Raw genomic sequence first — 26,267 nt, forward strand, 5'->3', positions numbered from 1 at the left:
CTGTAAGCCAGAAAAGATCAGACATGTTCACCGCTCGTTTTCGAACCGTGAATCACGCCGCTATACGGAAATCAATGGGTCCTGAGCCTAAGCATCACTTAATTGAATCCCGAAAGCCGACCTTCATACATCGCGCAGCATTTACTTGTTCTGAAGGTAAAAGCGCGGCTGCGGCCTCGATGATGCTGGCGCTACGCGAAAACCAGCTCATACGGCAGGCATCTGCTGGGTGGCGCAATGGATACCGCCACCCATCTCGCCCAATGGGTCAACATTCAGAGTTACGATCTCCCGCCCGGGATAGTGCCGCGCAAGGGCTTCTCGTGCGATCTCGTCGGTTTCTCGGTCTCCAAATTCGGCGGCAATCACCGCCCCATTACAGACATAGTAGTTTGCATAGGAGGCTACGAAATCAATGCTGTTCACCCGGCGGATCACCGGCTCAGGAATGACCTCTACATCCAAACCGCTTGCAACAAGCGCATCATGTGTCTCCACGGCAGCGAAATGGAACGGGTCTTCTAGATCGGTATCATCCGGCAGATTGATAAGTACACGCCCCGGACCAGAAAACCGCGCAAGACTGTCGATGTGGTAATCGGTGATGTCTTCGCCCCAGACACCAGGCGACCAGATCATCCGGTCCGCGCCGTAGGCGGTCAGCAACCGCAGCTCGATCTCGTCGCGGCTAAGGCCGGGATTTCGGTTGTCGTTCACCCAGCTGCTTTCGTTTGCAATCAACAGACCATGCCCATCCTGCTCCACGCCCCCCGCTTCTCCGCGTAATCCGGTTGGCAAGAGCTGCAGCCCCAGACGTTCAGCAACACGCTCGGCAATCAGGCTATCGCGGGCATTCACTTGTTTTTCGCCCCAGCCATTGAACTGGACATGGCTGATGGCAAGAGCGCCTGCGCCGTCTACCACAAAGATCGGTCCTGCGTCGCGGCACCAAAGATCTTCAGTGGGGATGTCCCATAACTCTACTTTCTCCGAAAGCTTTGCCTGTGCCCCTGCATGATCCTCAGCAGCGGCGAGCATCGTTATCGGCTCGAACTCACTGATCGCATTCGCGATATCGGCAATCGTCTGCTGAACCATGTCGAGAAAGACAGGGTCAGGATGAACCCTGCGGTTTACGGGCCATTGCATCAAGGTAAGCTGGTGCTGATCTTCTTCCGGCGGCACGTAGAACCCAGAATTGGCCGACGCCCTATTCATCCCGAGCAATCCCACCATTCCGAATGCCCCGCTGCCGACAATCATACTACGCCGCTTCATAAACCCTCACAATCGTTTGAGAAATGGCTATCCAGTCTGTTTTTTGCGGGATAGTAGACATCGGCGCAAGGTGAAGCATCGCTTAGATAAGGCTTTCTGCGAACTTCGGATGCGATGCGGCATCCATTGCTCGCAAACCCACTACCCTGATGAGGAGCGGCCCATACCGGACCTTCGTGGCTTAGTGAGGCGCTGCAGCGCAGCTTCCCCGAACCGGACATTCGCTGCGCCAGCGATATCGACGCGTTTCCAGAGGTCTGAACAGCGGACAAAGGGAACTTTCACCGGGCAGGTGCCAAGGTCTGCTTCCGGATTTCTTTAAGATTTTCGAGCGTTTCTTCTTTGGCTGAATAAGGAGGCGATTGCGGCTTCAAAAAAACACTAATGTCGGCGATCTCGCTTATGCCAGCGTCGATACAGGCGTCCTTTGAAATATCTACTTGCCACGCCACAGCAACCAATACGTGACACCAAACGCCAGACCGAGTCCAGAATACCCAACGAAATAAAGCGGCTCCAGGTCCGTCGTATCGAGTGTAATGACCTTTCTGGCAACGGCCATCAGGGCAGTTGCAACTACCAGCTTCACATGTATGACATCGGCCGTCAGGTAGAGCGTGACATTCGTGTAAATCTCGATAGCGATCAGCACAACAAGCGCGGCCGCAAAAACCTCCAACAGAACACTGACGTCAAGAATCAGGACCGGTGGACTTACAAGCTTGATGTAGAACGAGTAACCGGCGTCGATGACGGCAAATCCGATCACAACGACCATGAACAAAGACATCACCCGAACGGCGTGTCGAATGAGCCGATTGCAGCTTCTGACAATCAGATCCTAATGGTCAGGGTCAAGCTCGACATGCGCTTGCGCATTGCGTTGCATCTGATCGGCCATCAAGACCTCCCTATTTTCGACGTTTCATAAAAAGTTCTTCAGCCAAACGTCAGCGCCCTCTGGGCAAGACGACCTGAGCCTGCAAACGCAAGCGAACGCCTTCGGCACCCACTTCGGGCGCTTCGAGCCAATAGCCCGCCCCCGCTTGCAGATTGACCGGCAGCGCCCCCCATTGGACCAGCTTGGAGACCGAAGCGTTTATAGGCACAGCCCAGGCATCAGTTTCCCAGTCATAGGCGCTTTCGCTTTGCAGCGAATAGGTCCACGCGCCTTCGGTGGAATAAGCAAGAAAGGGCTGGACAAAACTCACATTCGTGGGGGTGTCGGGGTTGCTTTCTAGATCCCACAGATGATTGGCCAGCGCACCATAGGTCCACGGACCGGTCTGTCGCAGTGCAATGCCGGTGATCCCAGCAGCCCATGTATCACTCGATACGTCGCTAAAGGTTGGAAAGCGCACAACGGGACCCACGCCCCACGTTATGTCCCCGGTTCCGATTGGCGAGAACCACGCAGAGAAAAGGATATCTCCGAACCCCTCCTGGCGTGTGCCCGGCACAACGTCTTCCTGCCAGATGTAAGGAATGATAGTTCGGGTGATCAGGTTAAGGTCATCGTTCAGTTGAAAGGGCACGACTGGTTGAAAGTTCAGCGTGGTGCGCGAGCCCTGATCAGAGACGCCCAGATTTTCATCATGGTTCAATTGAAACGGAACCGAGACGATTGCCGCAAGCGGGTTGGCCAGTTCCTGGGCCAGATCGGATGCCTCGTCTGCAACGGTTGTGGTTCCGGCACTGGCTGCAAAAAGCAGCCCCATAAGAGTATGGGATCGACGCATAGCCGTGTACTCCTTTTGAAATGCAGGTTGGGCGAGTGGCCTAGTTGATCGGCTCCAACTTCGGGAAGGTCCAATTGCCGTTCAGGATTGCATCCTCCGGCTCATAAAGGCGGATCGCATAGTTCCAGCCCGAAGTGATCGGCAGACAGTTCACGCGGCCATCGTCGCACCCACCGAAATGCAACGTGACCGAGCCGTCTTCTGCTGCTTCGGCTGTGTAACCGTTGTAGCTGTTTACGCCCAGATCATTGGCTTCCAGAAAGCCGTCACCGTTATAGACAGTCACCGACCAGAACGCCCGAACCGGCACATCCTTGACGGTTACCGCATGCGGTGTTTCGCCGTCATTCTGATCGACCGCGTCCAACAGATAGATCGCGGCCTCAGGCGGAAGACCGCCCCAACCCGAGAACGCACCGACCAGAAACTGAACCGGATCAATCTCGTCCTTTGTTCTGCCAAAGGCGCGGGCTGAATCGGTGCCCAGCAAGGATAAATCGTTTATCGCCTGACGCGCAGTGGCAAGTTGTTCGGTGTTCCAGTTGGGCGCGTCAAACGGGCCCGTTCCACCGCCGCTGACGACAATTCCATCCTGTGCCGCTTGCGCGGCGGCAATATCATCCGGGTCAGTCACATCGACGAATGTGCGAAACGCGATGAAACCAAAGCGCGTACCAAGGTCTTCCTGTGTGATTTGATACGTGCCGGGCTCTGCCTCGGCATACATGAAGTGGTCCTGATTGATGACATGCATCGAGATATAGCGGCCATCCGCTTTAGGCAGTGTCACTTCGACGGGTTCGCTCAAATCCAGCAGAATGCCGGAGTAGAGCGTGTCCTGGTTCATGCGGATGACGGGCTGGTTATCCGGTGTGGTGGCTTCGCGCATATGCCCCAATTCGCCAACAGCGAGGCCGAGATTGGCCATGTTGGTCCGAAACATGTGATCTGTCTCGGCGCGCACAAGGGTGTCGACGGTCACATCGACCATGTCTTCGGCCCAAACGCCTGTCGGGAGTGTAAGCGCGACTGTCAGAAGAAGCTTTTTCATCGTAAGCATCCTGTTGTTCAGTTTGCGGGTTCTACGGAGGGGAAGACCCAGCTTCCGTCGATGACCTCTGGGCCCGGCTGATAAAGGCGCACGGCATAGTTCCAGCCATCCATGATCGGGAGACAGTTCACACGTCCGTCGTTGCAACCGCCGAAGTGCACGGTCACACTGCCATCGTCATTCTTGGTGCCTGAGACCGAGTTGACCACATACGTGTCGAGGGAATTGAGTTCAAAAAACCCGTCTGCATTATAAAGGCTCACGGACCAGAATGCGTTCACTGGCACATCCGCCGGGACCTGGATTTTGTATTCCCCAAGCGGCAGGCCGGGCTCGATATTAAGATAAAAGGCCTCGTCTTCTGGCAGCCCACCAAAGCCGACTGCTGTGCCAAGGAAATGGCGCAATGGGTCTACATGATCTGCCTTACCAAAAGTCCGGACGCTGTCTGTGGCGAACCTGCCCAGCTCAATTGCGGCTTGGCGCAGCGCCTCAAAGCTCTCCGCGTCGTAATTGGGCATTTCGAAGGGCGTTGCGGAGGCAGCATCAATGGTGAACCCGTCCTGAATTGCATTGACCGCCGCAACATCCTTGGGGCTCTCGGCATCCACCAGTATTCTCATGAAAACAAGTACGTAGGGGGTATGGAATGTACCCATGTCAAGCTGGAACACACCGCCACCGTCGAACACTTCATTGATGAAATGATCCTGATTGACCACCATCGTCGTCATGTATCGGTCGCCCACATCGGGCAGAGTCAAGGTTGCGCCTTGGCTGATATCAATAACCGCAACGCTGTAGAGTGTGTCGCGATTCATCCGAATGGTGGGCTGATTGTCGATGGGGGTGGGTTCTTTGAAGTGAAAGAACTGATTTACGCCTCCGGCCAGGCCATTGTACGTCTTCAGTTCATTGTCTGTAGCAGCCCGAACAAAGTTGTTTATGGTAATGGGCACTTCGTATGTCTCAGCAAGTGCATCGACCGTGGTATCAAAGCTCTGAGCGGTCGCTGTGCTTCCAATCAGGACAGCTAAAGCAGCAAGTTTCCAGCGTTTGTGCGTGAGATTCATAGTTTGCCCGCTCCACTAGCCAATTACAGAAATGCATTGCTTGATGGTCCCGGCACCTGATCAAAAGCGCATTCTCACGCCTCTCATTTTGTTGTTTTTTAAAATGCTACAATTGGAGCCTTGGCCATCTCTCTCCAACAAACCACAAAGTTCGAATGTATGCCCTGACAGATTGGAGCGACCGCTTCCGAAAACTGGTTAAAAATGACAGGTAGCGATAGCGTTTCGGCCAACAACTAGAAACTCTCTTTGCATATTGACCCGACGGCGGTCCTATTATTCGTGTGGTGATGTCAATCTCTTAGAGCGCACTCTCTGCGGGTAGCGTGGTTCAATTCGATTGAGCCCCTACCAGCGGGCACCTGACTTTTTTACCTCAAAAAGTGACTTCCGCTTTGACGCAGGTCAGGGACACAGAGCCGCGCTGGTCTATGCTTGACGTGCCCGACCTTTCAATTGCGGGGTCTTAAGGAGCTATGATGACAGGGCATGACGCACATGCTCAACACAGAACACCGCCGCTTACACGCGGGCGGGTTATCGTGCCGCTTTTGCTTGCGTTTCAAGAATCCGGTCAATCTGTAGAAAGTCTCCTAGCGGAATTCGATCTATCCTTCTCGGAATTGAACGCTCCGAGTTGTTTCATTCCGCACGACACTGTCTATGCCGTGTTTGAAGCCGTCGCACAAAAGACATCCCCAGACTTTCCAGCACTTGTTGGTCAAACTTCAGATCCGACCGTTGCATCCCCATTCGGACAGGCCTTTCGCGTAGCAAAGTCGCTGGCCGATTTCATTGCCAGGTTTTGCGTTCATGCGGGAAACAACACAAACGCGGTCACCATGACACTCGATGTCTCTGGAGAGTTCGCCGTGCTGTCCGCCAAACGCAGGTTCACGCCATGCTGTTCGCCCGCCTATATGGATGCGTTTCAGATCAGCCGATGGGCTACGTTGCTGCATGAAACCGCAGGTCAGCGTTGGGAAGCAAATAAGGTTCTTGTGCGTGTGAACCGTCCTGATCTGCTCCCGTCTTACTTCTACGGTATCCGGGCGGTAGGTGCGGGCTCAGACGGGTATTCCATCCGCTTCCCAAGTGCCTGGCTTTTGTTTGAACTGGTTAACCGAACCGCGACCGAGTACGTGTTGACCACTCAGGACGAAAAAAACCCTGTACCTACAGACTTGTTGAGTTCGATCCAAAGCGTTGCCAACTCAAGGGTCGGGCGCACGGACTTGTCGGCTACGGCGCTCGCCAAGGCATGCGGTTTTCGAGGCGCGGTTCTCAACCGACGGCTTGCTGTCTATGGGACATCACTGTCGCGCATCGTCATCGAAGCCAAATGTGACCAGGCGAAACATCTGCTTTCCAAGTCTGAATTGTCGGTGGGCGATATCGCTGATCATTTGGGATACTCTGACGCGACGGCCATGACACGGGCCTTCAAGAAATGGACGGGTCAAACACCGTCAGAGTTTCGCGCCCGTGAAATGAATAGCGTTAAGGCATCTGTTCCGATACTCGACCCGGTCGAATGCGATTGTGAAACGTAACAGGACAACGGCGCGGCCCATCTTTTGCCGCGCCTCGAACTCGGGATAGGCAAAGGGGGGAGCGGGCCATGGCGTGCTTAAAAATACGGTGTATCGCAAGCAGTTTTCTGGTTGCGGCGACGATGCTGCCCGGCGGATCAACAGCAGTGGCACAGGACTCCGACTGGAGTTTTTCCGGCAGCTTCTACATCTACGCGGCGGACACCAAGACAACCATTGGATCGCTGGAGTCGGAACTCAGCTTCAGTGAAGCGGTTGAAAACCTTGATCTGGCATTCATGGGTACACTTGAAGCGCGAAGTGGCCGGTGGTCGCTGATCGCGGACTACATGCGCACAGACCTGTCCTTTGACAATGACACTCCCGGCCCGGTGTTCAGTGGCGCTGAAACCAGTCTGAAGACGCAGTTTTTAAGTGGATATGCCGCTTACACGGCCTATCAAGACCAAAACCTGGCCGTCGATCTCGGTGGCGGGTTTCGCTGGTTTGAGACGAGCAGCACGATCACTCTGGTCGGCGGCCCCACCCCGGCACCAAGTTCCAGTGCCAGCGACGATTGGATAGACCCTCTGATTGCGGCCCGTATCCGGTATCAGATCAATGACCGATGGTCGGCCGTTGCCTTGGCCGACTATGGTGGATTTCGCTCAGATCGCGAAACCGCACAGTTTTTGGCAACGGTAGGTTATGCGATCGCTCCAAAGTGGAATTTGCGCGCAGGTTATCGCTACATCATGGTCGACAAAGGTGAAGTTGACAGCAGGTTCAAGCTCTCACAATTCGGACCCGTGTTGGGTGTGACCTACAGCTTCTGAGTAAGGGCATTATGCGAAAGGCGGCCATGCCGAACACAAACAGGTCTGTAGTATCGAAGTTGCGCCAAGGCGCGAGCAGCGGTGCCGACATGCTTGGGACCGACAATTGCAGCCGGATGCGAACAGTCGGACAAAGGCAATTCAGAAAAGGAACGACGAGGCGACTGATTGCCAGAGCTTTGCCTGCGGCAACCGTGTGTTCGTTCTGTGTCCTCGCTGCCTGCGGGCCAAACATCTATGACGAAATTGAACTGATGCCCTCCCCAACGGTCTATGCCGAGGCTGCTTTTGACCCTTACAAGGACATCACGGAAGACAATTTCGTGCAGCGTTCGCAGCTATTCTACGCTACAGATCGGCTGCCCGCGGTTCCCGGCGACCCACAAGCCTATTACAACAATGAGCGCGGTCACATTCTGCGTACCGGCATTGCCGAAGTGCAAAGCAACCCCCCATTGGCGACGTTGAAAAAGCTTCGCCACGTTACCATGACGCGCGACCGCGCTAAGGACTACACGCTCAGCTTGTCTGACGTACAAGAGATTGGTGTCATGCCGTTCAGTGTCACGCGCTACATGAACGATCCACCTTCGCAAAAGGAGATGAAGGCAGCCGGACTTCGGTTTGCCCAATGGATTGACGATCACCTTGCAGCCTCTCGCAACAAAGACATTTTCATCTATGTCCATGGCTACAATGTCGATTTTGATTACTCGACCCTTGTCTCCAAAGAGTTGCAACACTTTCTGGGCTATCAGGGCGCCTTCATCAGCTACAACTGGCCCGCTACACCCAATCGCTTGGCGTATTTTCGGGATCAGGAATCTGCATTGGCGACGCGCCGCAATTTGCGGTCTCTTGTCGAATACTTGTCGGCAAACACCAACGCCCGGCGCATTCACCTTATAGGATACAGCGCAGGCTCAAGGCTCGCATTTGAAGCCGCCTATCAGATTGCTTTGCGGCCTGGGCCAAAGCCGCGGCTGGGGCAGTTGATCCTGATCAGCAGCGATCTTGATCGAAGCTATTTCTTGCAATCAATTGAAGACGGCCTTCTGGATGCCGTTATAGGTGTGACACTCTATCAATCGCAGACCGATTCAGCGCTGGCGATGTCACGGTTGGTCTTCGGCCGCGACCGTCTGGGTCAGGTTTCCGATGAAGCAATAAATGGGTCTCTGTTCCAGCGCCGACTGTCTGAGATGAAAACCCTACATATCATCGATGTGACCGAGGCCGAAGCAGCCGATACAGGAAACGGGCATTGGTACTTTCGGTCTTCGCCCTGGGCCAGCAGTGACCTGTTCATTTCTCTGCTTACAGACCGAGATCCTCAAGCGCGCGGGCTTGTGCGTGCTCCGGGCGAAGCTGTCTGGAGTTTTCCATCGAATTATCCGCAGACACTGCAACGCTTTCGAAATGGCAGCTAGTACTGGGACTCCAGTGGGTCAGAACCATTAGAACCAGTTTCTGGATTTAATCTATGAGCCTGACAACGCACCTAGAATGCTCAACGCAAAGCTGACGTTCGAGCAACGCGCAGCATCGGTAGAAGTGGGCTCTCTGCAGACCTCGGAGGCAGCGCAGAAATCCTCTGATATGGTGCCTCGTCAACGTCGGGTTGTCGCTTTGGGAGGGCATGGCGGATCGGAGGATCAGTCATGGAAACACCAAATTTACCAGCCATTCGCGCGCTTCGCCCAGCTTGGAACAAAGGACGTATCGTTGGCCAGAAAAGACCGCTGAAGCCAAAGCACGTCTGGGCGATCCGAGTTCGACTTGAACTGGCCGAGAACCATCGCGACCTCGCGCTGTTCAATATGGCAATCGACAGCAAACTTCGCGGCTGTGATCTTGTGAAGATGAAGGTCGTCGACGTGATGGCATCGGGACAGATCAAAGAGCGTGCCTCCGTCCTGCAAAGCAAAACTCAGAAACCAGTCCGCTTCGAGATTTCCGAGGGCACGCGAGCTTCAGTCGAGAAGTGGATGGAGGATGAACTTATGGTTGGCTCGGAGTATCTTTGGCCTGGCCGCTTCCATGAGCGCTTGCACATTTCAACTCGCCAGTATGCACGGATCGTCCGTGAGTGGGTCACATCCATCGGCCTTGAGGTAAGCGCATACGGAACGCATTCAATGCGGCGTACCAAAGTAACCCAGATCTACAAGAAGACTGGCAACCTGCGCGCGGTACAGTTGCTACTTGGACATACCAAGATGGACAGCACAGTTAGATATCTGGGCGTCGAACTTGAAGACGCTCTAGCGATCGCCGAAGCCATTGAAATCTAGTGCAGTTGGGTCGCTTTCGCAGGCGGCCCAATCCTGCCATTGAGCAATATCCGTGATCGCTGCGACGCGGCCCGCCGAAGCCGCCATTCGCCGCAGTCGCGAACTTGAGAATCTGGCGAACCAACAGTCTGCGAAAATAATTGCCTCGGCGCTTCCCTCTCGAATAACTGTTGCATGCGCTTTGTAATCGCGGTGTGAGACACCTCAACTAAACTCTGCAGCAAATCCGTTGTGAGTAGCCGACAATGCACTCCAAGGCTTCGCACTGTGGATCAAATAATTAAACGTTGCAAAAACCAACGACAATGCTCAGGGGGCGTCTTATCCGGCCCGTTTTCCAGATGGCCAAACTGTACAAATCCCCAACGAAGATAGACCTGTCGGGCCTTAGGGTCTGAGGTATCGAGCCACACGCTGTGACAGTCTCTCGCCTTGGCCAAGGTACAGGCGCGGTCGAACAGGGCTCTTGCCAGCCCCTGACGCCGAAACGGTGGGGCCACCCAAAGTATTTTTAGCAAGAACCAACCGTAAGATGTTGTACCCAGAAGCCCGCCTTTCAGAACTCCATCCTTATGGCAGACAAGTTCAATTGTGCTGTTGACCCCTTGCGGTCGACGGCGGCTCAGTTCGTTCAACAAGGAGGCTTCTAATTCCAGCGCGAGATCTTCGCTGTCTGTTTCCTCAATCAGCCAAGCCATTTTGAATAATCGCTAACCAAAAGATGTGTCGGAGAAGCATCCTCCTCAACCTCTGAGAAACGTCCAATGGGCTCACGAAAGATATTGTCGGTCTCATCGTCATTGACGGTCGAAACCTCACCAATCAGAACATCGCCACCGTCGCCCCAGAACGCGTGCCAATCACCAGGGCGTAAAGTGACGCTTTCACCGGGCGCCAGGCGCAGTTTCTCACCCGCACTAAAGTTGTGGCAGATGCCGTCCAACCAGACCACACCACCGCAGTCTTCTGCAAACCCACCCGCGCCATCCGAGCCGAAGAGTTCAACGACCAGGGTCGCGCCGCCGCGGTTGATGATATCTTCAGCCTTTAGAACATGCGTGTGCATGGGCGACAGCTGATCCTGCCGTGAAATCAACAGTTTCTCGGCGTAACACATCCCCCCACCTTTGGCCAAATCACTCTGCAGACCGTTGCGCAACGTGAAAAGAAACAGCCCCATCCTATCAAAATCACCGTCACCATAGTCGGTGATATCCCAGCCGCAACGCGCGTCGATCACGTGACGGGCGTCACGTTCACGTGCCTTGAACTCCTCGGGTGACCAATAGGCGAAAGGTGGCAAAGTAAAACCGTGAGAGCGAATTACGTCGTCGGCGTGCGCCATGATCTCGTTGATACGTGAGCGCTTCATGCGGGCACTTTTTGAACCTTGAGGATTTCGATTACCATTGCAGCCGTCCAGGTAAAGTCTCCGCCCCCACATGGTTCGCCGCTGACTGGATCATAGTATTCCGCAAAGCCACTTTTCTCAATCAGACGCATGCTATCTGCTAGAAGACGTTGTGCCATAGCCTCTTGGCCCGCCAGGATCAGACCATCGGCGATCATATAATTCACAATGAGCCATGATGGTCCTCGCCAATAGCGCCTGCTGTCAAAGGAGCTATCCGCAGGGTCATGACTTGGCACCAAGTAAACACACCGCTGGGACAACAAGTTGATCCTTGCCACCAAAGCTTCAGCACGTGCAGTTGGCACTTGTGCAAACGCCGCAAGTATTCCGCCGACCGTAGGCGTGTCCTGCAAAATTCCCGCAGCGCGGTTGTAGCATGTATATTGCCCAAGCTTTGGGTTCCAAAGACTTTCCATCGCAGCACGACCCTTTGCCGCCATCGCGCGTGCTTCAAGGGCCATATCGGGATCACCTATGAGTTCGGCGAGTTCCGCGACATCGTCGCAGGATCGTATCAGGATGGCATTAAACCCCGGATCAACGAGGCGGAAAGGCGAAGCGTCATGAAGTTTTGCGTTGTCCCAACCCAAACGTCGAAAGGTTTGGACCAACCAGATATACCTTCGGTACTGCTCGTCCGTCGGACGATGATCAGGGTTGGCGTGTGTTGTATCGCGCCGTGTAAATGATGCGACCCCCTCCATGGGAACGCCTTCTAGCGCCTCGTCCCAATCTACCGAGTTATCTCGACCAGATTCCCACGGGTGGATGATCGCCACGAGACCAGAGGCTTCGGGATCACGATGCTTGTAAAACCATTTATGCCAGGCATGAATCTTGGGCAGTAGATTAGCAAGCCGCCTGCGCGCCAGAACTTTGTCTTCAGAGCGATCAAATATTTTGCGCAAGGCAAAGCCAGCGACGGCTGGCTGCGTAATACCTGTCGTGGGTACGACTCGGTTTGTTCCCCAAACGTCGGGGCCAGGGAAATATCCATCATCAGGTTCATGGAAAATGATATGGGGCACCATACCGTCGGCCCATTGATGAGCCATTAAGGTCTCGATTTCGACCCATGCCCGATCAATATCGTAGTGCGAAAAGCCAAGCGCAGATAGAGCGCTGTCCCAATTCCACTGGAAGGGGTAGAGACCATGGGTGGGCACGGTGTAGCTGCCCCGGTCATTTCCGTCCATGACTTTGCGGGCCTGATCAATCAGCGCTTGGCTCATTGTGCTTCTCCTTTAAGCGACGGCCAAAGTGGTTTCTGGGTCAAACCAACGCCCTCTGCCCTCTTGGGGCGCCAGCGTAAGTACATCGCCGGGCTTCACGCTAAGCTCACTGTCCAGAACAGCGCGGAACTGGTGCCCGTCGACATCACAGGTTACCAGCAGATGTGCGCCCAAGGGCTCAACAACCTTGGCGCGTGCTGCAAAGCCTGCATCCGTGATGCGCAGATCTTCCGGGCGAATGGCCCACTTCAGATTTTTGCCACTTGCCGGTCCATCAAAGCTCTGTCCCGCCACTGTCCAGCGACCGGAGCCCGCAGCTTCAGCGGGGAGGAAATTCATCGGTGGATTGCCGATAAAACTGGCCACAAACTCGGCCGCTGGATCCCTATACACCTCGATAGGCGAGGCTGCCTGAACGATTTTGCCCTGATGCATGACGCTTATCCGGTCGGCCATTGACATGGCTTCGACCTGATCGTGTGTCACGTAAATGGCGGTGGTTTCGCTTTCGGCCAAAACACCTTTTAGCTCAGCCCGCATTTCCATCCGCAACAGAGCGTCCAGGTTCGAAAGCGGTTCGTCCATCAGTATCACATCAGGTTCCATTGCCAACGCCCGGGCAACCGCCACACGCTGGCGTTGTCCGCCTGACAGCTCGCCCGAATAGCGCTTTAAGAGCTGCTCGATGTGCATCAAACCTGCCGTACGCTCGACGCGGCGCTTGACCTCGTCATCAGGCAATTTTTGCATCCGCAGACCAAAGCCGATGTTCTCGAACACCGTCAGGTGTGGAAAGACCGCATAGTTCTGGAACACCATCGAAATGCCGCGATCCTTGGGCGATAGGTGATCCACACGACGCCCTCCAATCCAGACTTCACCGGTTGTAGCCGTCTCAAGTCCGGCGATGATACGTAGTAGCGTAGACTTACCACAGCCAGAGGCCCCCAGAAGGACCATGAATTCCTGGTCTGCGATGGTCAGGTTGATGTCGTGAAGAGCTTGGTAAGATCCAAAGTTCTTGGCGACGTTTTTGATCTGTATTTCAGCCATAACAGTTTCCTTTCGGCCACCGCTTAGCGGTTGGCGATGCCCCACATGGCAAAGAGATATTTGCGCACAGCGAAGATGAAGATCAGTGCAGGCACCACGAGGATGAAGCCGCCTGCGAATTTCAGGTGCAACGGAGCTTCGCCCAATGTCTGCAATAGAAACGCGGGAAGCGTTCGGTTCTCGATGGTCAGCACGGCGGCCGCGAATACTTCGTTCCACGAAATCACGAAGGCGAAGATCGCCGAAGCCGTGATACCTGGCAACACCAGAGGCAGGATCACCTTGGTAAATGCGGTCAATCGCGTGCAGCCCAAAGTCCAGGCTGCTTCCTCCAGCTCCAACGGAATGCCGGAGAAGAGCGAGAAGGTGATTAGCACCGCGAACGGAATCGCCAGGGTCGTGTGCACAAGAGACAGGCCAAAGGCCGTGTCATCGAGTCCTGTGCGTATAAAGAGAACCGCAAGCGGAAGCGCCAGAAGCGGAAGCGGGAAAGCCCGCGTCAGCAAGATCAGCAGCCGGAACAGCTCTTTCCCGCGGAATTCAAACCGAGAGAGAGCGTAGCCAGCCGGCGCTCCGATGGTGATTGACATCACCATCGTCAGCACAGCAACCACCACCGAGTTCCACAAAGCCATCAGCATCCCCTGGAACCCCATGAAGAAGTTTATGGATCCCATATTGAACTCCGGAATGAAGCTCTTCGGGAAGCTGTTCACCGTTTCCGGTGAAGACATCGTGTTCACGAACAACAGGTACAGCGGTACGATCACCCAGGCACACAGCAAGATCACTCCGGCCCGGTAGATCCCCCTGCCCGCCTTGCGGGCGTCAGGTGCTACAACATCAGCTACAGCGGTCATATCGTTGCTCCTTTCGGGACACGCAGTGCGCGCATGATGAGCAGAGTAAAGACGATCGAGATGATCAGAACGATGATCGCCAGTGCAGCTGCTCCGCCGCCATTTTGCAGGTCAAATTGGTAGGCATAGATTTCGCCCATGAGCACCGGGAAGAGCGTGCCACCGAGCGCTGCAACGACTGCAAAGACTTCAAATGCCAGAATGACGCGCAGGATCAGTGCTGTTTGCAGCGATGGACGCAACATTGGCAGGGTGATCCGGGTGAATTGCTTCCACCGAGAGGCTCCAAACACATCGGCGGCCTCATAATATTCTTTGGGGATCAAACCGATGCCCGCCACCAGGATCACAAGCATGATCGCGGTTGCGCGCCAAATCTCGGCCAGCATAATCGCCAGGAAGACGATCCAGGGGGATTGATAGCTAAGCAAGCTCACAGGTTGGTCCGTGACACCAAGTCCCACCATCATCGAGTTCAGGAAACCCGATTGCTCGAAGATCGCCAGCCAGATGATACCGGCAGCAAGGTCAGAGATGCCAAGCGGAATTGTCCAAATGTACAGAACCAGATCGCGGCCCTTTTGCATCTTCGTGACCATCGTGGCCATCAGAAGGGACAGTGCCAGCTGGATCGGCACGACAGCAGCGGCCAGAAGGAATGTATTCTTCATCGAGATCGGGAACTTCCAGTAGCTCACAACCTCACGAAAGTTATCCAGTGTAAAACCGTTCTCAGTTCCAAACGCCTCCTGCGCAACCAGCACAAACGGGTAGAGGAAAAACATACAGAGAAACAGGGTCACCGGGAGGATCAGAAAGTATGGCAATAGCCGCGCTTCCATCGGACCGCTCCTTTGAATTGGGAAAATGCTGGGAAACGGGCCGCCGCCAAAGCGGCCCACCTATTTGTTTGGACTTATTCGACGGGACATGGGCCGTCTGAAGGCGCATCAGGGGCCCAGCAGGGAGCGCCAGTTTCGTTCATGATCTTTTCAAGCTGTTTCTTCTGATCTTCCAGAACCTGCTCGATGGGTTGCCCCGCCAAAACAATGCGCTCGAACGTGTCCACATAGACACGGTTGAAATCACCACCCATGCTGCCCAAGCCTGCAGGCAATAGTCCAGGATTGGCGTCTGCCGATCCGCTCATTGTGGCAACCGCTTCGCCTGCTGCCTTGACAGAAGGCGGCAGATCGTCTGGCAGTTCGACATCAACAACAGGAAAGAAGTTGGTTGCCTTTAGGGTCGCGATCTGCGTCTCAGGCTGCATCAGATAAGTTACCAGAGCTTTCGCGCTTTCGGCATCTGGCGCGGTTCGCGGGATGGCAACACCTGCCAGAACAGGCATGAAACCGCGACCAGTCGGACCCGCAGGTGCCGGAAAGGCAACGAAGTCGTCAGGGCGCTCGTTGAAGGCTTGCGCCAGACGTGAGGTGTGATCAAAAACGATCCAGGCATCGCCGTTCAACAGCTGTTCCTGCATGAAAGAGAAGTTGGTCGATGCAGGGTTTGTGTGGCTCCATAGTTCTTTGAATTTCTCCCATGCCGTCACGGCCTCTGGCGACGCAAAAGTACGCACAACACCATCTGTGTAGGACGGATAGAGGTAGCCCTGGAAGAACCGATGCTTCAGCCCCTTGGGACCTGCAGGAAAGCCGAATTTCTTCTGGCCGGTCGCTTCTTCAACATTGGCCGCCCAGGCAATCAACTGGTCATAAGTCAATGCATTGATATCTGCACCTTCAGGCAAGTACTGCAGCGCTTCAGTGTTCGCGGCCATGATATAGCTCGCTTGCATCCATGGCATGTAGTGAAGGCTGTCAGTTCCAAGCTTGGCCAGATCGTTAAAGGTGTCTGAGGCTGACGTGACACCCAGATCGCCGAGATCCATCAGGTCTTCGGGGTTCATCGCCGAGAAGTTACCATGCAATGAACCCAGCAAATCAATGCTCCCCGAACCAGCTTGTAGTTCGGCTTGCAGACGTGTCAGCCAAGGCCCATCTTCGTTCGGCTGGTAATCAACTTCGCCATCAAATCCGCCGAGAACCTCGGTCCGCATCGCCTGCGCTTCTTCAGCAGGTCGGGCCTGCGTGGACCAAAACAGGGTTTCCGCCTGTACGGCAGCGGCACCAACAAGCATGGCAACACCGGATACGGCACCCGCCAGTTTCGAATGAATAGACATGTTTTCCTCCGTTATGCCTGAGGTTGACCGAAACCTGGCAACCTCCCTCCCTCGCCGACGAACTTGGATTAACCTATGGCGAATGGAGGCACTATGATACAACGTTATATCACGAGTCAAGCCTGTGACTATCTCACGCTATTCATAATTTACTTGATATTTTTTGAGTCGCCTGCAAATCTAGAATAACGTTATATCTAAAACTGCTGCCATAATGAAAAAGCCCACCCTATCCAGCGTTGCCAAAGAAGCGGGCGTATCAGTACCCACCGTCAGTCAGGTGATGCGCGACACCGGCCGGATTTCAGAGCAGACGCGCCAGAAAGTCCTGAGCGCCGCGAAGCGACTGCGCTACGTTCCAAATCACGCAGCGGCCACTATGCGTTCAGGTGAAAACCGTGAAATAGGGTTTATGCTTAACACCTTGGCAAACCCATTTAATTCTGAAGTAGTCAGCAGCGCCGTGGACCTTCTTGAAACTGAAGGTTTCATGGTTTCGATTCTCGATGCGCAAGACGAACTTCAACGCCAGGCTCGTCTCATGGAAGCGTGCATCAGATTTGGTCGAGGTGGATTGATATGGGTTCCGGCGATCGAAACAAACGAAGAATCATTGGAGCTTATAAAGGCTCATAGCGTACCCACGGTCACCTTCATGCGAAAGGTTTCAAAGTCTCTTGACTACGTCGGCGTTCTAAACACTGAAGCTCTCAGTCAAGCCACCCAGCATTTGATCGATTTAGGGCACAGGCACATTGCCTATTTTGGCGGTACCGAGCAAACATCAGTACGTGAAGAGCGTATATCGGGGTACCTAGACGCTCTTAAACAGTTGGATGGCGTTCAGCCAATTGTTTGGCCTTGTGAAGAGAGCAAGCGCGCTGGTTTTGACGCTATCGCGGCACTCCGCAAGCAGCACCCCGAGGTGACAAGCATCGTTTGCAATGGAGATGTCGCCGCACTTGGAGCTTGCTTGGGATTGATCCGGTCCGGGTTAAAGCCAGGACGTGATTTTTCGGTCGTGGGCTTCGATGACATCGAGGATGCCAGTATCTCTACCCCAGGCCTAACTACCATGGCGATCAATCCCAAAATGCTAGGCACGCGCTTGGCAGAGATCCTGCTGGACCGAATGCGTTCACCAAATCTCCCTGTTCGACATCTCGAATACTCCGCAACGCTGAAAGTGCGAGAAACCTCAGGAGTCGTGTCCAATCCTTAAAAATGTTTCAGCTCAGACTGTTACAGCAGCAGGTCGATACTCGTCCAGCACGTGGAGCGAAGGACTAGTTTGCGTTGCGTTGCACCCTAGCATCTCGACATCGTTTTCCCCGTAGATATCGAACAACCTTATGTCGGATGGAAGCAAGAAAAAGCACTCAAGGAAGGTTGGCCCAAGGGTAACAACCCTCGCAGACCTGTCCGAACATACTGGGCTTTCTAAGAGCACCGTCTCGCGAGCACTTTCCGGCTATTCCGATATATCAACGGAAACAAAGCAAAGAGTACAAGATGCGGCGAAAAAACTTGGTTACTATCCGTCAGCTATCGCAAGATCCATTAAGAAAGGTACGAGCCAGTCTGCAGCCATTATTTTGCCGCAGGGGTATGAGGAAGCGAATGCACTAGCAACGCTCGAATTGATTGAAGGGATTAGCAACGAGCTTCTGTCAAGGGATTGGACGTTGACGGTTTGTTCGACGAACGGTCTTGAAAGGCTTTCAGAAATCCAGCGCCTGATCATTCAAGAAAAACGCGTCGATGGTTGCATCATACCCGCTCCGACCACCAACGATTCACGCATTGAAATGTTAACTGAATTTGGGGTGCCTTTTGTCACCTACGGCCATGTCGACGGTTTGAGCAGCCATTATTGCGATGTTGATATCGATGGGTGCATCGCTAACTCGGTGTCCATACTTAAAGGTAGCGGACACACCAGAATTGCGTTTGTCGGGCTCAAAAAGAGCAACATCGAACCCGATCATTGGTTGCAAAGCTTTCATCGGTCGATGAGCCAATCTGATTTGGCCATGGTACCAGGGTTTCAGAGCGCCTGTGGTTCAAACATGCAAGAAACGAAACAATTTGCTCGAGTGTTACTATCGTCGAAGAACCCGCCAACAGCATTCTTGTGCGCAAGTGATGCGGCTGCGTTCGGAGTGTATGCAGCGTGTCGGGAATTAGAGATTTTGGTCGGTGACCAAGTTTCGGTTGTTGGGTTCGGGAACCATAGAATGATCGATTGTCTCTCTCCCGGCTTAACCAGTTATTCAGTCAATTATCGAAGGTCAGGCGCTCAACTGGCGAATCTTTTGATGGAGCACATTCAAAACACAGAAGCACCAAAAAAGCGCAAGCATCTCGAAAAGGCAGTCCTAGTCCGTCGGGATTCTATTGGGTTTCCAGCGCTAGGCTCACGGGGTTAATCCTACCTTTTCCCGCGCGGCCATGGCTACCTCACGCGATGTGGCAGGCGAAAAGGTTCTGTCGCAAACTTTCTGGATAGTTATGCATCATTGAAATTGGCGGGCAGTTTCGGTCCCGAGATCAAAGACGAGCTCGACCTTAGTGAGATCCGCCGCGTGGGCGTGGTGGCATACCATGTCCTCTGCCGAGCGTTCTGCTCCCGATGACTGTCCGAACAGGGCGAAAGAGATGCCGTCGAATATGGTCGTCTTGCCAGCACCAGTCTCTCCATTGATGCCGAATATCCCGGCATCCATGGCTGCAGTGAAGTCTACAACCTCGGTACTTGCGTAGGCGTTTGGTCCCAACTTCGTCAATCTCCATTTGATGCTCGTGCGATCTTGCAGTCCCGCTTCAACTCATTCGCCAAGGTCCGCTAACGCAGATGCTGTCATTTCAGTTCGCAATCGCAGCGAACTTCCGCTTCCCTCCCTTCGTGCCGTATTTCAGCCCCCTACCCGTCCCGATCCAGCTTTAACCAATATCGCGTGTACCGAAGTTCACCCGTTCGGCTCAGAGCACCTTTCTCTACCAGATCCTGCAGATCCCGCGTCGCCGTGGCGCGCGACGTTCCTGTGATCGAAATATAGTTCTCGGCGCTCAGCCCGCCTTTGAACCCTTCCGGTCCAGCCTTAAACAAACGTGCGATTACCTTGCCTTGGCGGGGATTGAATTGATCACGATGCCTGTCATAGAAATGCGTCTTGGCAATAAAGAAGCCGACCCGCTCAAGCGTCACCTGCTGTGCTGTAAGGACTGTCTCTGCAAACCAGATAAGCCATGGTGTCACGTCTAGCGTCTTTTGATGACGTTCGAGTTGGTCGTAATATGCCTTCCGCTCTCGCTCGATCGTGAAAGCAAGGGCAATCAGGCTTGGCTGACCAATATTTTGCGCCAGGGATTTTTCCGCCAGCGCCCTGCCCAACCGACCATTGCCGTCTTCAAAGGGGTGAATGCTCTCGAAATACAGATGGCTCAATCCGGCCCGGATCAGTGCGCGCAATGGTTCGGGACCATTTGGTGCGGTCCGATTGAACCAGGTTACGAAATGATCCATTTCAGTCGGCACCTGATGCGAGGGCGGCGCTTCGAAATGCACCGTTGGGCGGTCTAAGCGGCCTGAGACGATTTGCATCGCATCTTCGTGGCTCCGGTATGATCCAATCTTTTCCAGATGCCTGTCATGAGACAGAAGCATGTCATGCCACCGAAACAGGGTGCCATGTGATAGCGGCTCCGAATAGGTGGAGTAAACATCCACCATCATCTCTGAAACGCCCTGCTCGCGCGGTTTGGATGGATAGCTGTCGGGAGCCAATCCAAGATGCCTACGCAAGGAAGATTGCACGCTGAGCCGATCCAGCATCTCACCTTCGATCGCGCTGGTTTTCATTGCTTCTTCGCTTAGCAGATCGATACGCAATTGATCTCGATCCGATGTGTTCACATGATGAACCGCTCCAATAACTTCCCCTGAGGACAACAGAAACTGTTGCTCGTATGGTTCGAGTCTTGTGGCGTCGTAACGAAAGGTCGGCCAGTCAGTGTTCTGCCAGTTCCACATCGTGAGGTATAAGCCTTCTTTCTATAGCTCACTATTTATGGGTCTGTGATTTATAGAGGTCAATCCTATTGCTCACCTTTTTCAAAGGTTGTGTCGCAAACTTTGGGCCTAGATTGACGAGCATGCAGAATCCGACGTTTGTTGTCCGCGTATTGTTCTCCAACAGGTTTCAGCATGATTTCCTTGAAAGGCTGCCATTTCCCCAAGGATGCCGTTTTGTACGCTGTATATTTCTATTTGCGGTATACAGTTTCGTATCGTGATTTGGAAGAGATCATGGCTGAACGCGGTGTGCGAGTTGACCACGCCACACTGAATAGGTGGGTAGTGAAATACTCGCCGATAGTCGCTGCTCGTGCGCAATCAAAGAAGCGCCCAACTCAGAGTTCATGGCGCATGGACGAAACCTATATTCGTGTGCGCGGGAAGTGGATGTATCTCTATCGAGCGGTCGACAAAACGGGAAATACCCTTGATTTCATGCTGTCTGAGCGACGAAATCGTTCAGCGGCCACCAGGTTCTTTGCCAAAGCACTGTCGTCAAACGGGATCCCAAACAAAATCGTGATAGACAAGAGTGGCGCCAATGCAGCTGGCATTCGAGAAGTGAACAGAATCCTGAAGCGGTTCGGCTGCCCAGCTAAAGTACAGACGATCAGGTCCAAATATTTGAACAACATAATCGAACAGGATCACAGATTCATCAAACGACGCGTGCGGCACATGTGTGGGTTCAAGTCGTTCAGATCAGCTTCAGCCACACTGGATGGCATTGAGGTAGCCAACATGATCCGGAAGAAGCAATTCTCTAGTGATACGACTTCAGGCTTTCGGATGTTTGCTAAGATCGCAGGATAACTGCGTCTAGAATATCGATGGTTCTGGTCGTTCCAAAAGTTTGCGACACAACCCGCGAATATGTTCCTGGAACTGGTAAACACCGGTCACGATGGATCTGTCTGCACCATGCACGCAAACTCGCCCGTAGATGCCATTGGACGGATGAGCAAGATGGTGCGTCGCGGATCTCCGACCGTTCAAAAGTCAGAGGTGGTCGATGACATCCGGGCCACCATTCACATGATCGTTCACATGAAGAAAATCGGGGACGAACGGAAGGTCAACGGCGTGATTTTTCCGCCTTTGATGACCGCTGAACAACTTATCTGAAGGAGTACAAAGATGAAGCAATTCGAGTATCGAGACGTGCCTTTTTCGGAACGCGACGACGCCAGCGAGAAATTCGCAAAGCTGGGCAATGAGGGCTGGGAAATGGTTGGTGTCGCACGTGCAGATTTTGGCATCGTGTGCTTCTTCAAACGCGAGCTGAGCGATGGCTGAGTTTCAGGATCTACCCAAAGGCAAGAAGGTAGCGATAGCCGGTACAATGGGCTTTGTTGCTACCTCGGCTTGCGCGGTGTTGGTGATCGGGCTGGCGCTCGAATACATCAACACCAGAGGCTTTCGCGGGCTGGACATCTGGGCGATCCCAGAGAAGTTCATGGCACAGCCTGCAGAGACGCAGCAGATCGTGGGTCTGGTGGCGGTGGTCGCAGTGGGTGTTTTGACCTTTGCATTTGTGGCGGCTGCGCTGCGTGGTCCCTCAACGAAATACGGTGATGCGAGTTTTGCAAAGGCCCCTCAGCTCGTCCAGGAAGGCTATGCTTCGGTGCTGAAGCTCAAAGACAAACTGGATAGTGAAATCGTGTTTGCCAAATTTGGTGAGCCAAAGGACAAAAACGCAATCTACTATAAGCCCGGTCCCGGCGTTCAAAAGCCACACGCGATGTTCATTGCCCCGTCAGGCTCGGGTAAAACCAGCGGTTTTGTGATCCCAAATGTTCTGCGTTTCAATGGCTCCTGCGTCGTCCTGGACATCAAAGGCGAGATTTTCCAGACAACCGGCGCGCGGCGGGCAGCAATAGGTGATGAGGTTTTTGTGTTCGATCCCGAGAACCCCGACAAAAGCCACAGCTACAACCCTCTGCGCCGCGCAGCGCGTGCCGACAATCTGGACCGGCGATGGGAAGAAGTGATTCAGGTTGCAACCCAGATGTTCGACACGCCCAGCTCGTCCGCGCAGGGCTTTATGGGGGGTGTCGAAGGCATGTTCTGCGCAATGGCGATGTTGGCGATCAAAAGAAAACGGCCATACATCTCCGAAGTCCTGCGCCTGGTCAAAACGACCAAGCAAAAGGACTATGAGAAAATGGCTGAAGAAGTAGGCTATGCCCGGGCAGCAGATGAGTTCCTGAATCTAGCAGCCGAAGAATCCAAAATCCTCCGGTCAACGGTTTCGGTTATGCTGAACTCCGGCCTTCAGCTCTGGCGTAACCCGTCAGTGGCAAGAGCCACCCAAGGCAATGACATCAACTTTGAAGATCTGCGTCGGCGCCCCACCTCGATCTACTTTTCTGTGCCGGGGAAGAAGGTCAAAGAGTTCCGGACACTCATTCGCCTGTTCTTCCTCGATCTGGTGAACACAATCGAAACCCACGAACCGGGCCCAGATGAGCCGTTCAAGGTCTTGATGCTGCTCGATGAGTTTCAGCGCCTCGGCCATCTTGAGCGCGTCGTTGAAGCCTATGACACCATGCGATCGTTCGGTGGCCGGATCATCGTGATTTCGCAAACACTGTCGCGCCTGCAGGACATCTATGGGCATGAAGGTGTGCGGGCGATGCTGGCAAACGCCGGGACGCAGATGTTTGCGGCATCCGAAGATTCAGAGGTGCGCGAACACGTGTCCAGGTCCATCGGTGACAAAACAGTTATGAACAAATCGAAGTCTCGGGCGCTCGGTAAAATGGAAATGGGCAGCATATCGGAACGTGAGGAAGGCATTCGCCTGCTCCGGCCCGAACACGTTGGCCGATTGCCTGAGAATGAGGTTGTGCTGATCCGCGAAGGCAAGATGCCGGTGACTGCAAACAAGATCCGATACTTCGAAGATCCGTATTTCATGCAGTTCTTGGGTGGCGATAGTCCGAAGATCAAGGGCACACACCTCGATTTGGCTGCAGAGCAAGCCAGGGACACCGCAAAGGCTCTGGCTGAAGCGAAACCGGCCCCTGCCCCGGTGAAAGAGGTTTCGGAAAAAGATCAGGAACTTCAGGCAGCTTTTGATGCGCAGCGCACGGTCGCAAAGCGGAAAAGCCGGTCAGCGAAAGATATGGCGGTGGAGAAGTTGGCGACGCAACCGTCGAGCCCAGTCGCAAACGCGCAGCACTCCAGTTGAAGGCGTAGATGCCCATCATCGAGCACGCGCTGCAACTACGCTTCGATGTATTGGTATATTATTTTAGACTCTGTGTATAATATTTCATACAAGGAGTAAACAATAATCGACTCACAGAAGTGTCCTGCTCAAAAGGGATTTCAGAAATGACCTACCAAGATCGCAATACAGTGGTCTCGATCTTCGTGAACCTCGCCGTTAGTGCATTTGTTGTTTCACGGCTTCTGGATATGAATGCCTCTGGATCGTTTGATGGCCCAGACGCTGTGAACAACTGGGCCCGCATGGTGATCTGGCTGATCCCCCTGGGCGTCGTTGCCACCATCATCGGCACAATACTGTTCAACATTGGATTTGCGATTGTTACACACGAACCCAAACCCAGCTTCGTCGTTGATGAACGTGATAAGATGTTCGAGCGCCGTGGCAGCTACGCCATCATTATCTTCGCGGGTGCGGGTTTTGTCTCAGCCGTCGTCGCGATGGCTCTCAACGCATCAGCGCTCACCGGCTTCAACATCATTTATTTCGGAATGGCTTTCGGATCCCTGTCAGCAGATATTGTCAAATTTGCTAGCTATCGGCGGGGGTATTGATCCATGGGCAAGCTCAGGATCACCAACAACATTAGACGTCTACGCTTTGACGCTGATGAAATGACGCAAAAAGAACTCGCCGAAAAGGTTGGAGTCACCCGACAAACCATCGTTGCCATTGAAAACGCCAAATATTCACCAACGCTCGAACTGGCGATCTTGATTTCTCGCGTGTTCGACGAGCCCCTCGAAAAAGTCTTCGACATCCAAGACGCCAGCTAATTCGCTGCGTCCGCGCTGCCTTACCAAAGGAATAGATATGTTCATCAACCCAACTCGGTTCTGGAATCTGATGGCGCGCTCTTATGCCCGCCGTCCGGTCCAAAACCAAGCCGCCTATGAATACAAGCTCGACACTACTGCGAGACACCTGTCCCCCCAAGACCGCGTCCTGGAATTCGGCTGTGGCACAGGTACGACGGCGCTCATTCACGCCCCAAAAGTCGCCCATATCGACGCCATCGACTATTCCTCCGAAATGATCTCAATCGCCAAGGAAAAAGCCAACGCACAGGGCATCAAGAACATCAACTTTGAAATCAGCTCGTTCGAATGCTGGCCTATTCCGGCGAAGGGTCAACCGTATGATGCCGTACTGGCTATGTCGATCCTGCACCTGGTCCTGGATCTTGACGCGACACTGGATCGTGTTCGCAGTTCCTTGAAAGAAGGTGGCCTGTTCTTCAGCTCGACGGTCTGCCTGGAAGGTTTCGAGAAGTTCGTCATACCAGCTCTCGGGGCCATCGGCCTATTGCCCAAGATCCGCGTCCTGACGCAAGAAATCCTTGTCGAGCGTATGCAAGCTCATGGGTTCGAAATCGAACACAGGTGGCGTCCCGAAACGGGTTCGACTGCTTTCATCATCGCAAGGAACAGCGGTTAGTTCTTTCGACATCTGAGAACACTGACCCGGCCGTTCACGCACGACGCAGAGAACGGCTGGAGAGAGCCCAACCCGGTCATCCTCTTTTCTCGCTGCGTGCGCACGCAGCACGAAAATCGCTGCAAATGCTCAGTCTAGTACGCCGCGTGGCGGCGGAGATCGCTGCCATTCGTTGACGACGCAGCGAGGATTGTCAGGACAACTCACATGTCGCGGACAAACCAAGCATTCGACCTACGACGCCGAATGCTTGGTTCAGGGCCGTTGGCGTTACCCGCGCGCCGAAGTGTCCCACCAGTGCGGTTGCATGAACTGTGGGATCGCCTTTGTTTTGCCGTTCAGACTGTTGATCGTTCCGGCCGTCAGCTCAAGTGCCATCCATGCTTCATGCGCTGTCAGCAGATCCGGGTAAGGCGTTTGTTTGTCTGTTGGGACAAAACCATACCGAGGGTAGAAGGACGGGACACCCAGAACGAACACAGCGTCTGTTCCGATGGACTTTAGGTGTTCGATGCTGGTTTCCATCAATTCCTTGCCGACGCCACGACCTTGATATTCCGGCGATACGCCGCAAGGCGCCAGGAGATAGCATTTTGTGTCCGGGTGATCCTCGAAGACAAATGGGGTGAACAGCACGTTGCCAGCGATCCGCCCGTCACGGCTGACACTGATTGAGATCGTTTCCGGATGATCAAGGAAGTCTTTGGCGAGTTGAGCCGTTTCTTCACCTTCTGCTTCGCCAAACGCCAGTCTGTGAACTGCCAAGATGGCATCGATTTCTGATTGCTTCATATTTCATTCCTATCTTTCTTACCTTTGCCTGTGCACCAGATACCCCCAAGGTCGGCGGTTGGTATTCCGATGCACTAGACAGAGTTGCGTCGCCTGGGTTTTTGAGAGCTCGGCCCTATACTTGCTCGCTTGGATGCCTCCGCATGAGCGGCACAGAATATGGGCCGGTCACGCTGGA

Annotated in this window: 28 protein-coding genes; 13 read left to right on the forward strand and 15 right to left on the reverse strand. The window is 53.9% G+C overall.

Going from position 1 to position 26,267, the window contains the following annotated elements:
- Positions 1-207 precede the first annotated feature (207 nt).
- The 5 genes from ACR0IK_RS23270 to ACR0IK_RS23290 all read right to left on the reverse strand — a co-directional run bounded on the left by ACR0IK_RS23270 (position 208) and on the right by ACR0IK_RS23290 (position 5,141).
- Positions 208-1,278 carry an agmatine deiminase family protein gene (locus tag ACR0IK_RS23270; RefSeq protein WP_480643517.1) on the reverse strand — a complete coding sequence of 357 codons (1,071 nt, stop codon included), beginning with the start codon at positions 1,276-1,278 and terminating at the stop codon, positions 208-210.
- Between the two features lie 436 nt (positions 1,279-1,714).
- Complete coding sequence (locus ACR0IK_RS23275) at positions 1,715-2,068, reverse strand: phosphate-starvation-inducible PsiE family protein (protein ID WP_170334894.1); 354 nt, start codon at positions 2,066-2,068, stop codon at positions 1,715-1,717.
- A 160-nt stretch (positions 2,069-2,228) separates the two neighbouring features.
- A complete protein-coding gene (locus ACR0IK_RS23280) occupies positions 2,229-3,017 on the reverse strand; it encodes a transporter (protein WP_170400928.1) in 789 nt (262 codons plus the stop codon).
- Positions 3,018-3,057: 40 nt separating this feature from the next.
- Complete coding sequence (locus ACR0IK_RS23285) at positions 3,058-4,068, reverse strand: DUF1254 domain-containing protein (RefSeq protein ID WP_170694911.1); 1,011 nt, start codon at positions 4,066-4,068, stop codon at positions 3,058-3,060.
- A 17-nt stretch (positions 4,069-4,085) separates the two neighbouring features.
- On the reverse strand, positions 4,086-5,141 hold the full coding sequence (locus ACR0IK_RS23290) for a DUF1214 domain-containing protein (protein ID WP_170431627.1): 1,056 nt from the start codon (positions 5,139-5,141) through the stop codon (positions 4,086-4,088).
- A gap of 479 nt (positions 5,142-5,620) precedes the next feature.
- On the opposite strand from ACR0IK_RS23290, the gene ACR0IK_RS23295 reads away from it, so the two are divergent.
- The 4 genes from ACR0IK_RS23295 (at position 5,621) to ACR0IK_RS23310 (ending at position 9,803) form a co-directional block, all read left to right on the forward strand.
- On the forward strand, positions 5,621-6,694 hold the full coding sequence (locus ACR0IK_RS23295) for an AraC family transcriptional regulator (protein ID WP_170717657.1): 1,074 nt from the start codon (positions 5,621-5,623) through the stop codon (positions 6,692-6,694).
- Between the two features lie 68 nt (positions 6,695-6,762).
- A complete protein-coding gene (locus tag ACR0IK_RS23300) occupies positions 6,763-7,509 on the forward strand; it encodes an outer membrane protein (RefSeq protein ID WP_253282656.1) in 747 nt (248 codons plus the stop codon).
- Positions 7,510-7,763: 254 nt separating this feature from the next.
- Entirely contained in the window at positions 7,764-8,939 is a 1,176-nt protein-coding gene (locus tag ACR0IK_RS23305) for an alpha/beta hydrolase (RefSeq protein ID WP_170400931.1), read from the forward strand.
- Positions 8,940-9,170: 231 nt separating this feature from the next.
- Positions 9,171-9,803, forward strand: coding sequence for a tyrosine-type recombinase/integrase (locus ACR0IK_RS23310; protein ID WP_170334882.1), 633 nt, complete (start codon positions 9,171-9,173; stop codon positions 9,801-9,803).
- A gap of 272 nt (positions 9,804-10,075) precedes the next feature.
- Here the strand turns inward: ACR0IK_RS23310 and ACR0IK_RS23315 are convergent, their stop codons facing one another.
- The 7 genes from ACR0IK_RS23315 to ACR0IK_RS23345 all read right to left on the reverse strand — a co-directional run bounded on the left by ACR0IK_RS23315 (position 10,076) and on the right by ACR0IK_RS23345 (position 16,547).
- Complete coding sequence (locus ACR0IK_RS23315) at positions 10,076-10,501, reverse strand: GNAT family N-acetyltransferase (RefSeq protein WP_170336607.1); 426 nt, start codon at positions 10,499-10,501, stop codon at positions 10,076-10,078.
- Positions 10,489-11,175 (reverse strand): D-lyxose/D-mannose family sugar isomerase, encoded by a 687-nt coding sequence (locus ACR0IK_RS23320; protein ID WP_480597144.1) that lies wholly within the window; start codon positions 11,173-11,175, stop codon positions 10,489-10,491. The genes ACR0IK_RS23315 and ACR0IK_RS23320 overlap by 13 nt, the downstream gene beginning before the upstream one ends.
- Positions 11,172-12,449: an amylo-alpha-1,6-glucosidase gene (locus tag ACR0IK_RS23325; protein WP_480597141.1), complete on the reverse strand. Its 1,278-nt coding sequence runs from the start codon at positions 12,447-12,449 to the stop codon at positions 11,172-11,174. Before ACR0IK_RS23325 ends, ACR0IK_RS23320 begins: the two co-directional genes overlap by 4 nt.
- Positions 12,450-12,461: 12 nt before the next feature.
- On the reverse strand, positions 12,462-13,502 hold the full coding sequence (locus ACR0IK_RS23330; RefSeq protein WP_170336601.1) for an ABC transporter ATP-binding protein: 1,041 nt from the start codon (positions 13,500-13,502) through the stop codon (positions 12,462-12,464).
- Positions 13,503-13,525: 23 nt separating this feature from the next.
- A complete protein-coding gene (locus ACR0IK_RS23335; RefSeq protein WP_170336599.1) occupies positions 13,526-14,362 on the reverse strand; it encodes a carbohydrate ABC transporter permease in 837 nt (278 codons plus the stop codon).
- Entirely contained in the window at positions 14,359-15,204 is an 846-nt protein-coding gene (locus ACR0IK_RS23340; RefSeq protein ID WP_480643519.1) for a carbohydrate ABC transporter permease, read from the reverse strand. Before ACR0IK_RS23340 ends, ACR0IK_RS23335 begins: the two co-directional genes overlap by 4 nt.
- Before the next feature lie 74 nt (positions 15,205-15,278).
- Complete coding sequence (locus tag ACR0IK_RS23345) at positions 15,279-16,547, reverse strand: ABC transporter substrate-binding protein (protein WP_170336595.1); 1,269 nt, start codon at positions 16,545-16,547, stop codon at positions 15,279-15,281.
- A gap of 214 nt (positions 16,548-16,761) precedes the next feature.
- On the opposite strand from ACR0IK_RS23345, the gene ACR0IK_RS23350 reads away from it, so the two are divergent.
- The gene (locus tag ACR0IK_RS23350; RefSeq protein WP_217359715.1) at positions 16,762-17,769 is read left to right on the forward strand and encodes a LacI family DNA-binding transcriptional regulator; all 1,008 of its coding nucleotides are present in this window, start codon (positions 16,762-16,764) and stop codon (positions 17,767-17,769) included.
- Positions 17,770-17,899: 130 nt separating this feature from the next.
- The gene (locus ACR0IK_RS23355) at positions 17,900-18,976 is read left to right on the forward strand and encodes a LacI family DNA-binding transcriptional regulator (protein WP_170336593.1); all 1,077 of its coding nucleotides are present in this window, start codon (positions 17,900-17,902) and stop codon (positions 18,974-18,976) included.
- Positions 18,977-19,063: 87 nt separating this feature from the next.
- Here ACR0IK_RS23355 and ACR0IK_RS23360 read toward each other — a convergent pair whose 3' ends face one another.
- Both ACR0IK_RS23360 and ACR0IK_RS23365 read right to left on the reverse strand, forming a co-directional pair.
- Positions 19,064-19,324 carry an AAA family ATPase gene (locus tag ACR0IK_RS23360; protein ID WP_480643520.1) on the reverse strand — a complete coding sequence of 87 codons (261 nt, stop codon included), beginning with the start codon at positions 19,322-19,324 and terminating at the stop codon, positions 19,064-19,066.
- 146 nt (positions 19,325-19,470) lie between these two features.
- Complete coding sequence (locus ACR0IK_RS23365) at positions 19,471-20,580, reverse strand: DUF4172 domain-containing protein (protein ID WP_480597293.1); 1,110 nt, start codon at positions 20,578-20,580, stop codon at positions 19,471-19,473.
- Between the two features lie 174 nt (positions 20,581-20,754).
- Between ACR0IK_RS23365 and ACR0IK_RS23370 the strand changes: the two genes are divergently transcribed.
- The 7 genes from ACR0IK_RS23370 to ACR0IK_RS23400 all read left to right on the forward strand — a co-directional run bounded on the left by ACR0IK_RS23370 (position 20,755) and on the right by ACR0IK_RS23400 (position 25,297).
- Complete coding sequence (locus ACR0IK_RS23370) at positions 20,755-21,438, forward strand: IS6 family transposase (RefSeq protein WP_480643521.1); 684 nt, start codon at positions 20,755-20,757, stop codon at positions 21,436-21,438.
- 60 nt (positions 21,439-21,498) lie between these two features.
- On the forward strand, positions 21,499-21,750 hold the full coding sequence (locus ACR0IK_RS23375; RefSeq protein WP_480643523.1) for a P-loop NTPase family protein: 252 nt from the start codon (positions 21,499-21,501) through the stop codon (positions 21,748-21,750).
- Between the two features lie 12 nt (positions 21,751-21,762).
- Complete coding sequence (locus tag ACR0IK_RS23380) at positions 21,763-21,921, forward strand: hypothetical protein (protein ID WP_480643524.1); 159 nt, start codon at positions 21,763-21,765, stop codon at positions 21,919-21,921.
- On the forward strand, positions 21,914-23,818 hold the full coding sequence (locus ACR0IK_RS23385; protein WP_480643525.1) for a type IV secretory system conjugative DNA transfer family protein: 1,905 nt from the start codon (positions 21,914-21,916) through the stop codon (positions 23,816-23,818). Before ACR0IK_RS23380 ends, ACR0IK_RS23385 begins: the two co-directional genes overlap by 8 nt.
- Before the next feature lie 146 nt (positions 23,819-23,964).
- Positions 23,965-24,414, forward strand: coding sequence for a hypothetical protein (locus ACR0IK_RS23390; RefSeq protein WP_298855541.1), 450 nt, complete (start codon positions 23,965-23,967; stop codon positions 24,412-24,414).
- A 3-nt stretch (positions 24,415-24,417) separates the two neighbouring features.
- Positions 24,418-24,636 carry a helix-turn-helix transcriptional regulator gene (locus ACR0IK_RS23395; protein WP_480643526.1) on the forward strand — a complete coding sequence of 73 codons (219 nt, stop codon included), beginning with the start codon at positions 24,418-24,420 and terminating at the stop codon, positions 24,634-24,636.
- A 37-nt stretch (positions 24,637-24,673) separates the two neighbouring features.
- On the forward strand, positions 24,674-25,297 hold the full coding sequence (locus ACR0IK_RS23400; protein WP_480643529.1) for a class I SAM-dependent methyltransferase: 624 nt from the start codon (positions 24,674-24,676) through the stop codon (positions 25,295-25,297).
- A gap of 270 nt (positions 25,298-25,567) precedes the next feature.
- Here the strand turns inward: ACR0IK_RS23400 and ACR0IK_RS23405 are convergent, their stop codons facing one another.
- Entirely contained in the window at positions 25,568-26,089 is a 522-nt protein-coding gene (locus ACR0IK_RS23405; RefSeq protein WP_480643530.1) for a GNAT family N-acetyltransferase, read from the reverse strand.
- Positions 26,090-26,267 lie beyond the last annotated feature (178 nt).

The sequence above is a fragment of the Ruegeria sp. BF7 genome, from assembly GCF_056538605.1.

What these genes read in the sequence shown, in the direction of transcription:
- ACR0IK_RS23345 (WP_170336595.1), bottom strand. Translation starts at nt 16,547, where the DNA reads ATGTCTATTCATTCGAAACTGGCGGGTGCCGTATCCGGTGTTGCCATG.
- ACR0IK_RS23270 (WP_480643517.1), bottom strand. Translation starts at nt 1,278, where the DNA reads ATGAAGCGGCGTAGTATGATTGTCGGCAGCGGGGCATTCGGAATGGTG.
- ACR0IK_RS23385 (WP_480643525.1), top strand. Translation starts at nt 21,914, where the DNA reads ATGGCTGAGTTTCAGGATCTACCCAAAGGCAAGAAGGTAGCGATAGCC.
- ACR0IK_RS23335 (WP_170336599.1), bottom strand. Translation starts at nt 14,362, where the DNA reads ATGACCGCTGTAGCTGATGTTGTAGCACCTGACGCCCGCAAGGCGGGC.
- ACR0IK_RS23365 (WP_480597293.1), bottom strand. Translation starts at nt 20,580, where the DNA reads ATGTGGAACTGGCAGAACACTGACTGGCCGACCTTTCGTTACGACGCC.
- ACR0IK_RS23295 (WP_170717657.1), top strand. Translation starts at nt 5,621, where the DNA reads ATGACAGGGCATGACGCACATGCTCAACACAGAACACCGCCGCTTACA.
- ACR0IK_RS23330 (WP_170336601.1), bottom strand. Translation starts at nt 13,502, where the DNA reads ATGGCTGAAATACAGATCAAAAACGTCGCCAAGAACTTTGGATCTTAC.
- ACR0IK_RS23355 (WP_170336593.1), top strand. Translation starts at nt 17,900, where the DNA reads ATGTCGGATGGAAGCAAGAAAAAGCACTCAAGGAAGGTTGGCCCAAGG.
- ACR0IK_RS23305 (WP_170400931.1), top strand. Translation starts at nt 7,764, where the DNA reads ATGCCCTCCCCAACGGTCTATGCCGAGGCTGCTTTTGACCCTTACAAG.
- ACR0IK_RS23350 (WP_217359715.1), top strand. Translation starts at nt 16,762, where the DNA reads ATGAAAAAGCCCACCCTATCCAGCGTTGCCAAAGAAGCGGGCGTATCA.
- ACR0IK_RS23315 (WP_170336607.1), bottom strand. Translation starts at nt 10,501, where the DNA reads ATGGCTTGGCTGATTGAGGAAACAGACAGCGAAGATCTCGCGCTGGAA.
- ACR0IK_RS23400 (WP_480643529.1), top strand. Translation starts at nt 24,674, where the DNA reads ATGTTCATCAACCCAACTCGGTTCTGGAATCTGATGGCGCGCTCTTAT.
- ACR0IK_RS23320 (WP_480597144.1), bottom strand. Translation starts at nt 11,175, where the DNA reads ATGAAGCGCTCACGTATCAACGAGATCATGGCGCACGCCGACGACGTA.
- ACR0IK_RS23310 (WP_170334882.1), top strand. Translation starts at nt 9,171, where the DNA reads ATGGAAACACCAAATTTACCAGCCATTCGCGCGCTTCGCCCAGCTTGG.
- ACR0IK_RS23275 (WP_170334894.1), bottom strand. Translation starts at nt 2,068, where the DNA reads ATGTCTTTGTTCATGGTCGTTGTGATCGGATTTGCCGTCATCGACGCC.
- ACR0IK_RS23290 (WP_170431627.1), bottom strand. Translation starts at nt 5,141, where the DNA reads ATGAATCTCACGCACAAACGCTGGAAACTTGCTGCTTTAGCTGTCCTG.
- ACR0IK_RS23370 (WP_480643521.1), top strand. Translation starts at nt 20,755, where the DNA reads ATGATTTCCTTGAAAGGCTGCCATTTCCCCAAGGATGCCGTTTTGTAC.
- ACR0IK_RS23300 (WP_253282656.1), top strand. Translation starts at nt 6,763, where the DNA reads ATGGCGTGCTTAAAAATACGGTGTATCGCAAGCAGTTTTCTGGTTGCG.
- ACR0IK_RS23375 (WP_480643523.1), top strand. Translation starts at nt 21,499, where the DNA reads ATGTTCCTGGAACTGGTAAACACCGGTCACGATGGATCTGTCTGCACC.
- ACR0IK_RS23405 (WP_480643530.1), bottom strand. Translation starts at nt 26,089, where the DNA reads ATGAAGCAATCAGAAATCGATGCCATCTTGGCAGTTCACAGACTGGCG.
- ACR0IK_RS23380 (WP_480643524.1), top strand. Translation starts at nt 21,763, where the DNA reads ATGAAGCAATTCGAGTATCGAGACGTGCCTTTTTCGGAACGCGACGAC.
- ACR0IK_RS23325 (WP_480597141.1), bottom strand. Translation starts at nt 12,449, where the DNA reads ATGAGCCAAGCGCTGATTGATCAGGCCCGCAAAGTCATGGACGGAAAT.
- ACR0IK_RS23390 (WP_298855541.1), top strand. Translation starts at nt 23,965, where the DNA reads ATGACCTACCAAGATCGCAATACAGTGGTCTCGATCTTCGTGAACCTC.
- ACR0IK_RS23340 (WP_480643519.1), bottom strand. Translation starts at nt 15,204, where the DNA reads ATGGAAGCGCGGCTATTGCCATACTTTCTGATCCTCCCGGTGACCCTG.
- ACR0IK_RS23280 (WP_170400928.1), bottom strand. Translation starts at nt 3,017, where the DNA reads ATGCGTCGATCCCATACTCTTATGGGGCTGCTTTTTGCAGCCAGTGCC.
- ACR0IK_RS23395 (WP_480643526.1), top strand. Translation starts at nt 24,418, where the DNA reads ATGGGCAAGCTCAGGATCACCAACAACATTAGACGTCTACGCTTTGAC.
- ACR0IK_RS23285 (WP_170694911.1), bottom strand. Translation starts at nt 4,068, where the DNA reads ATGAAAAAGCTTCTTCTGACAGTCGCGCTTACACTCCCGACAGGCGTT.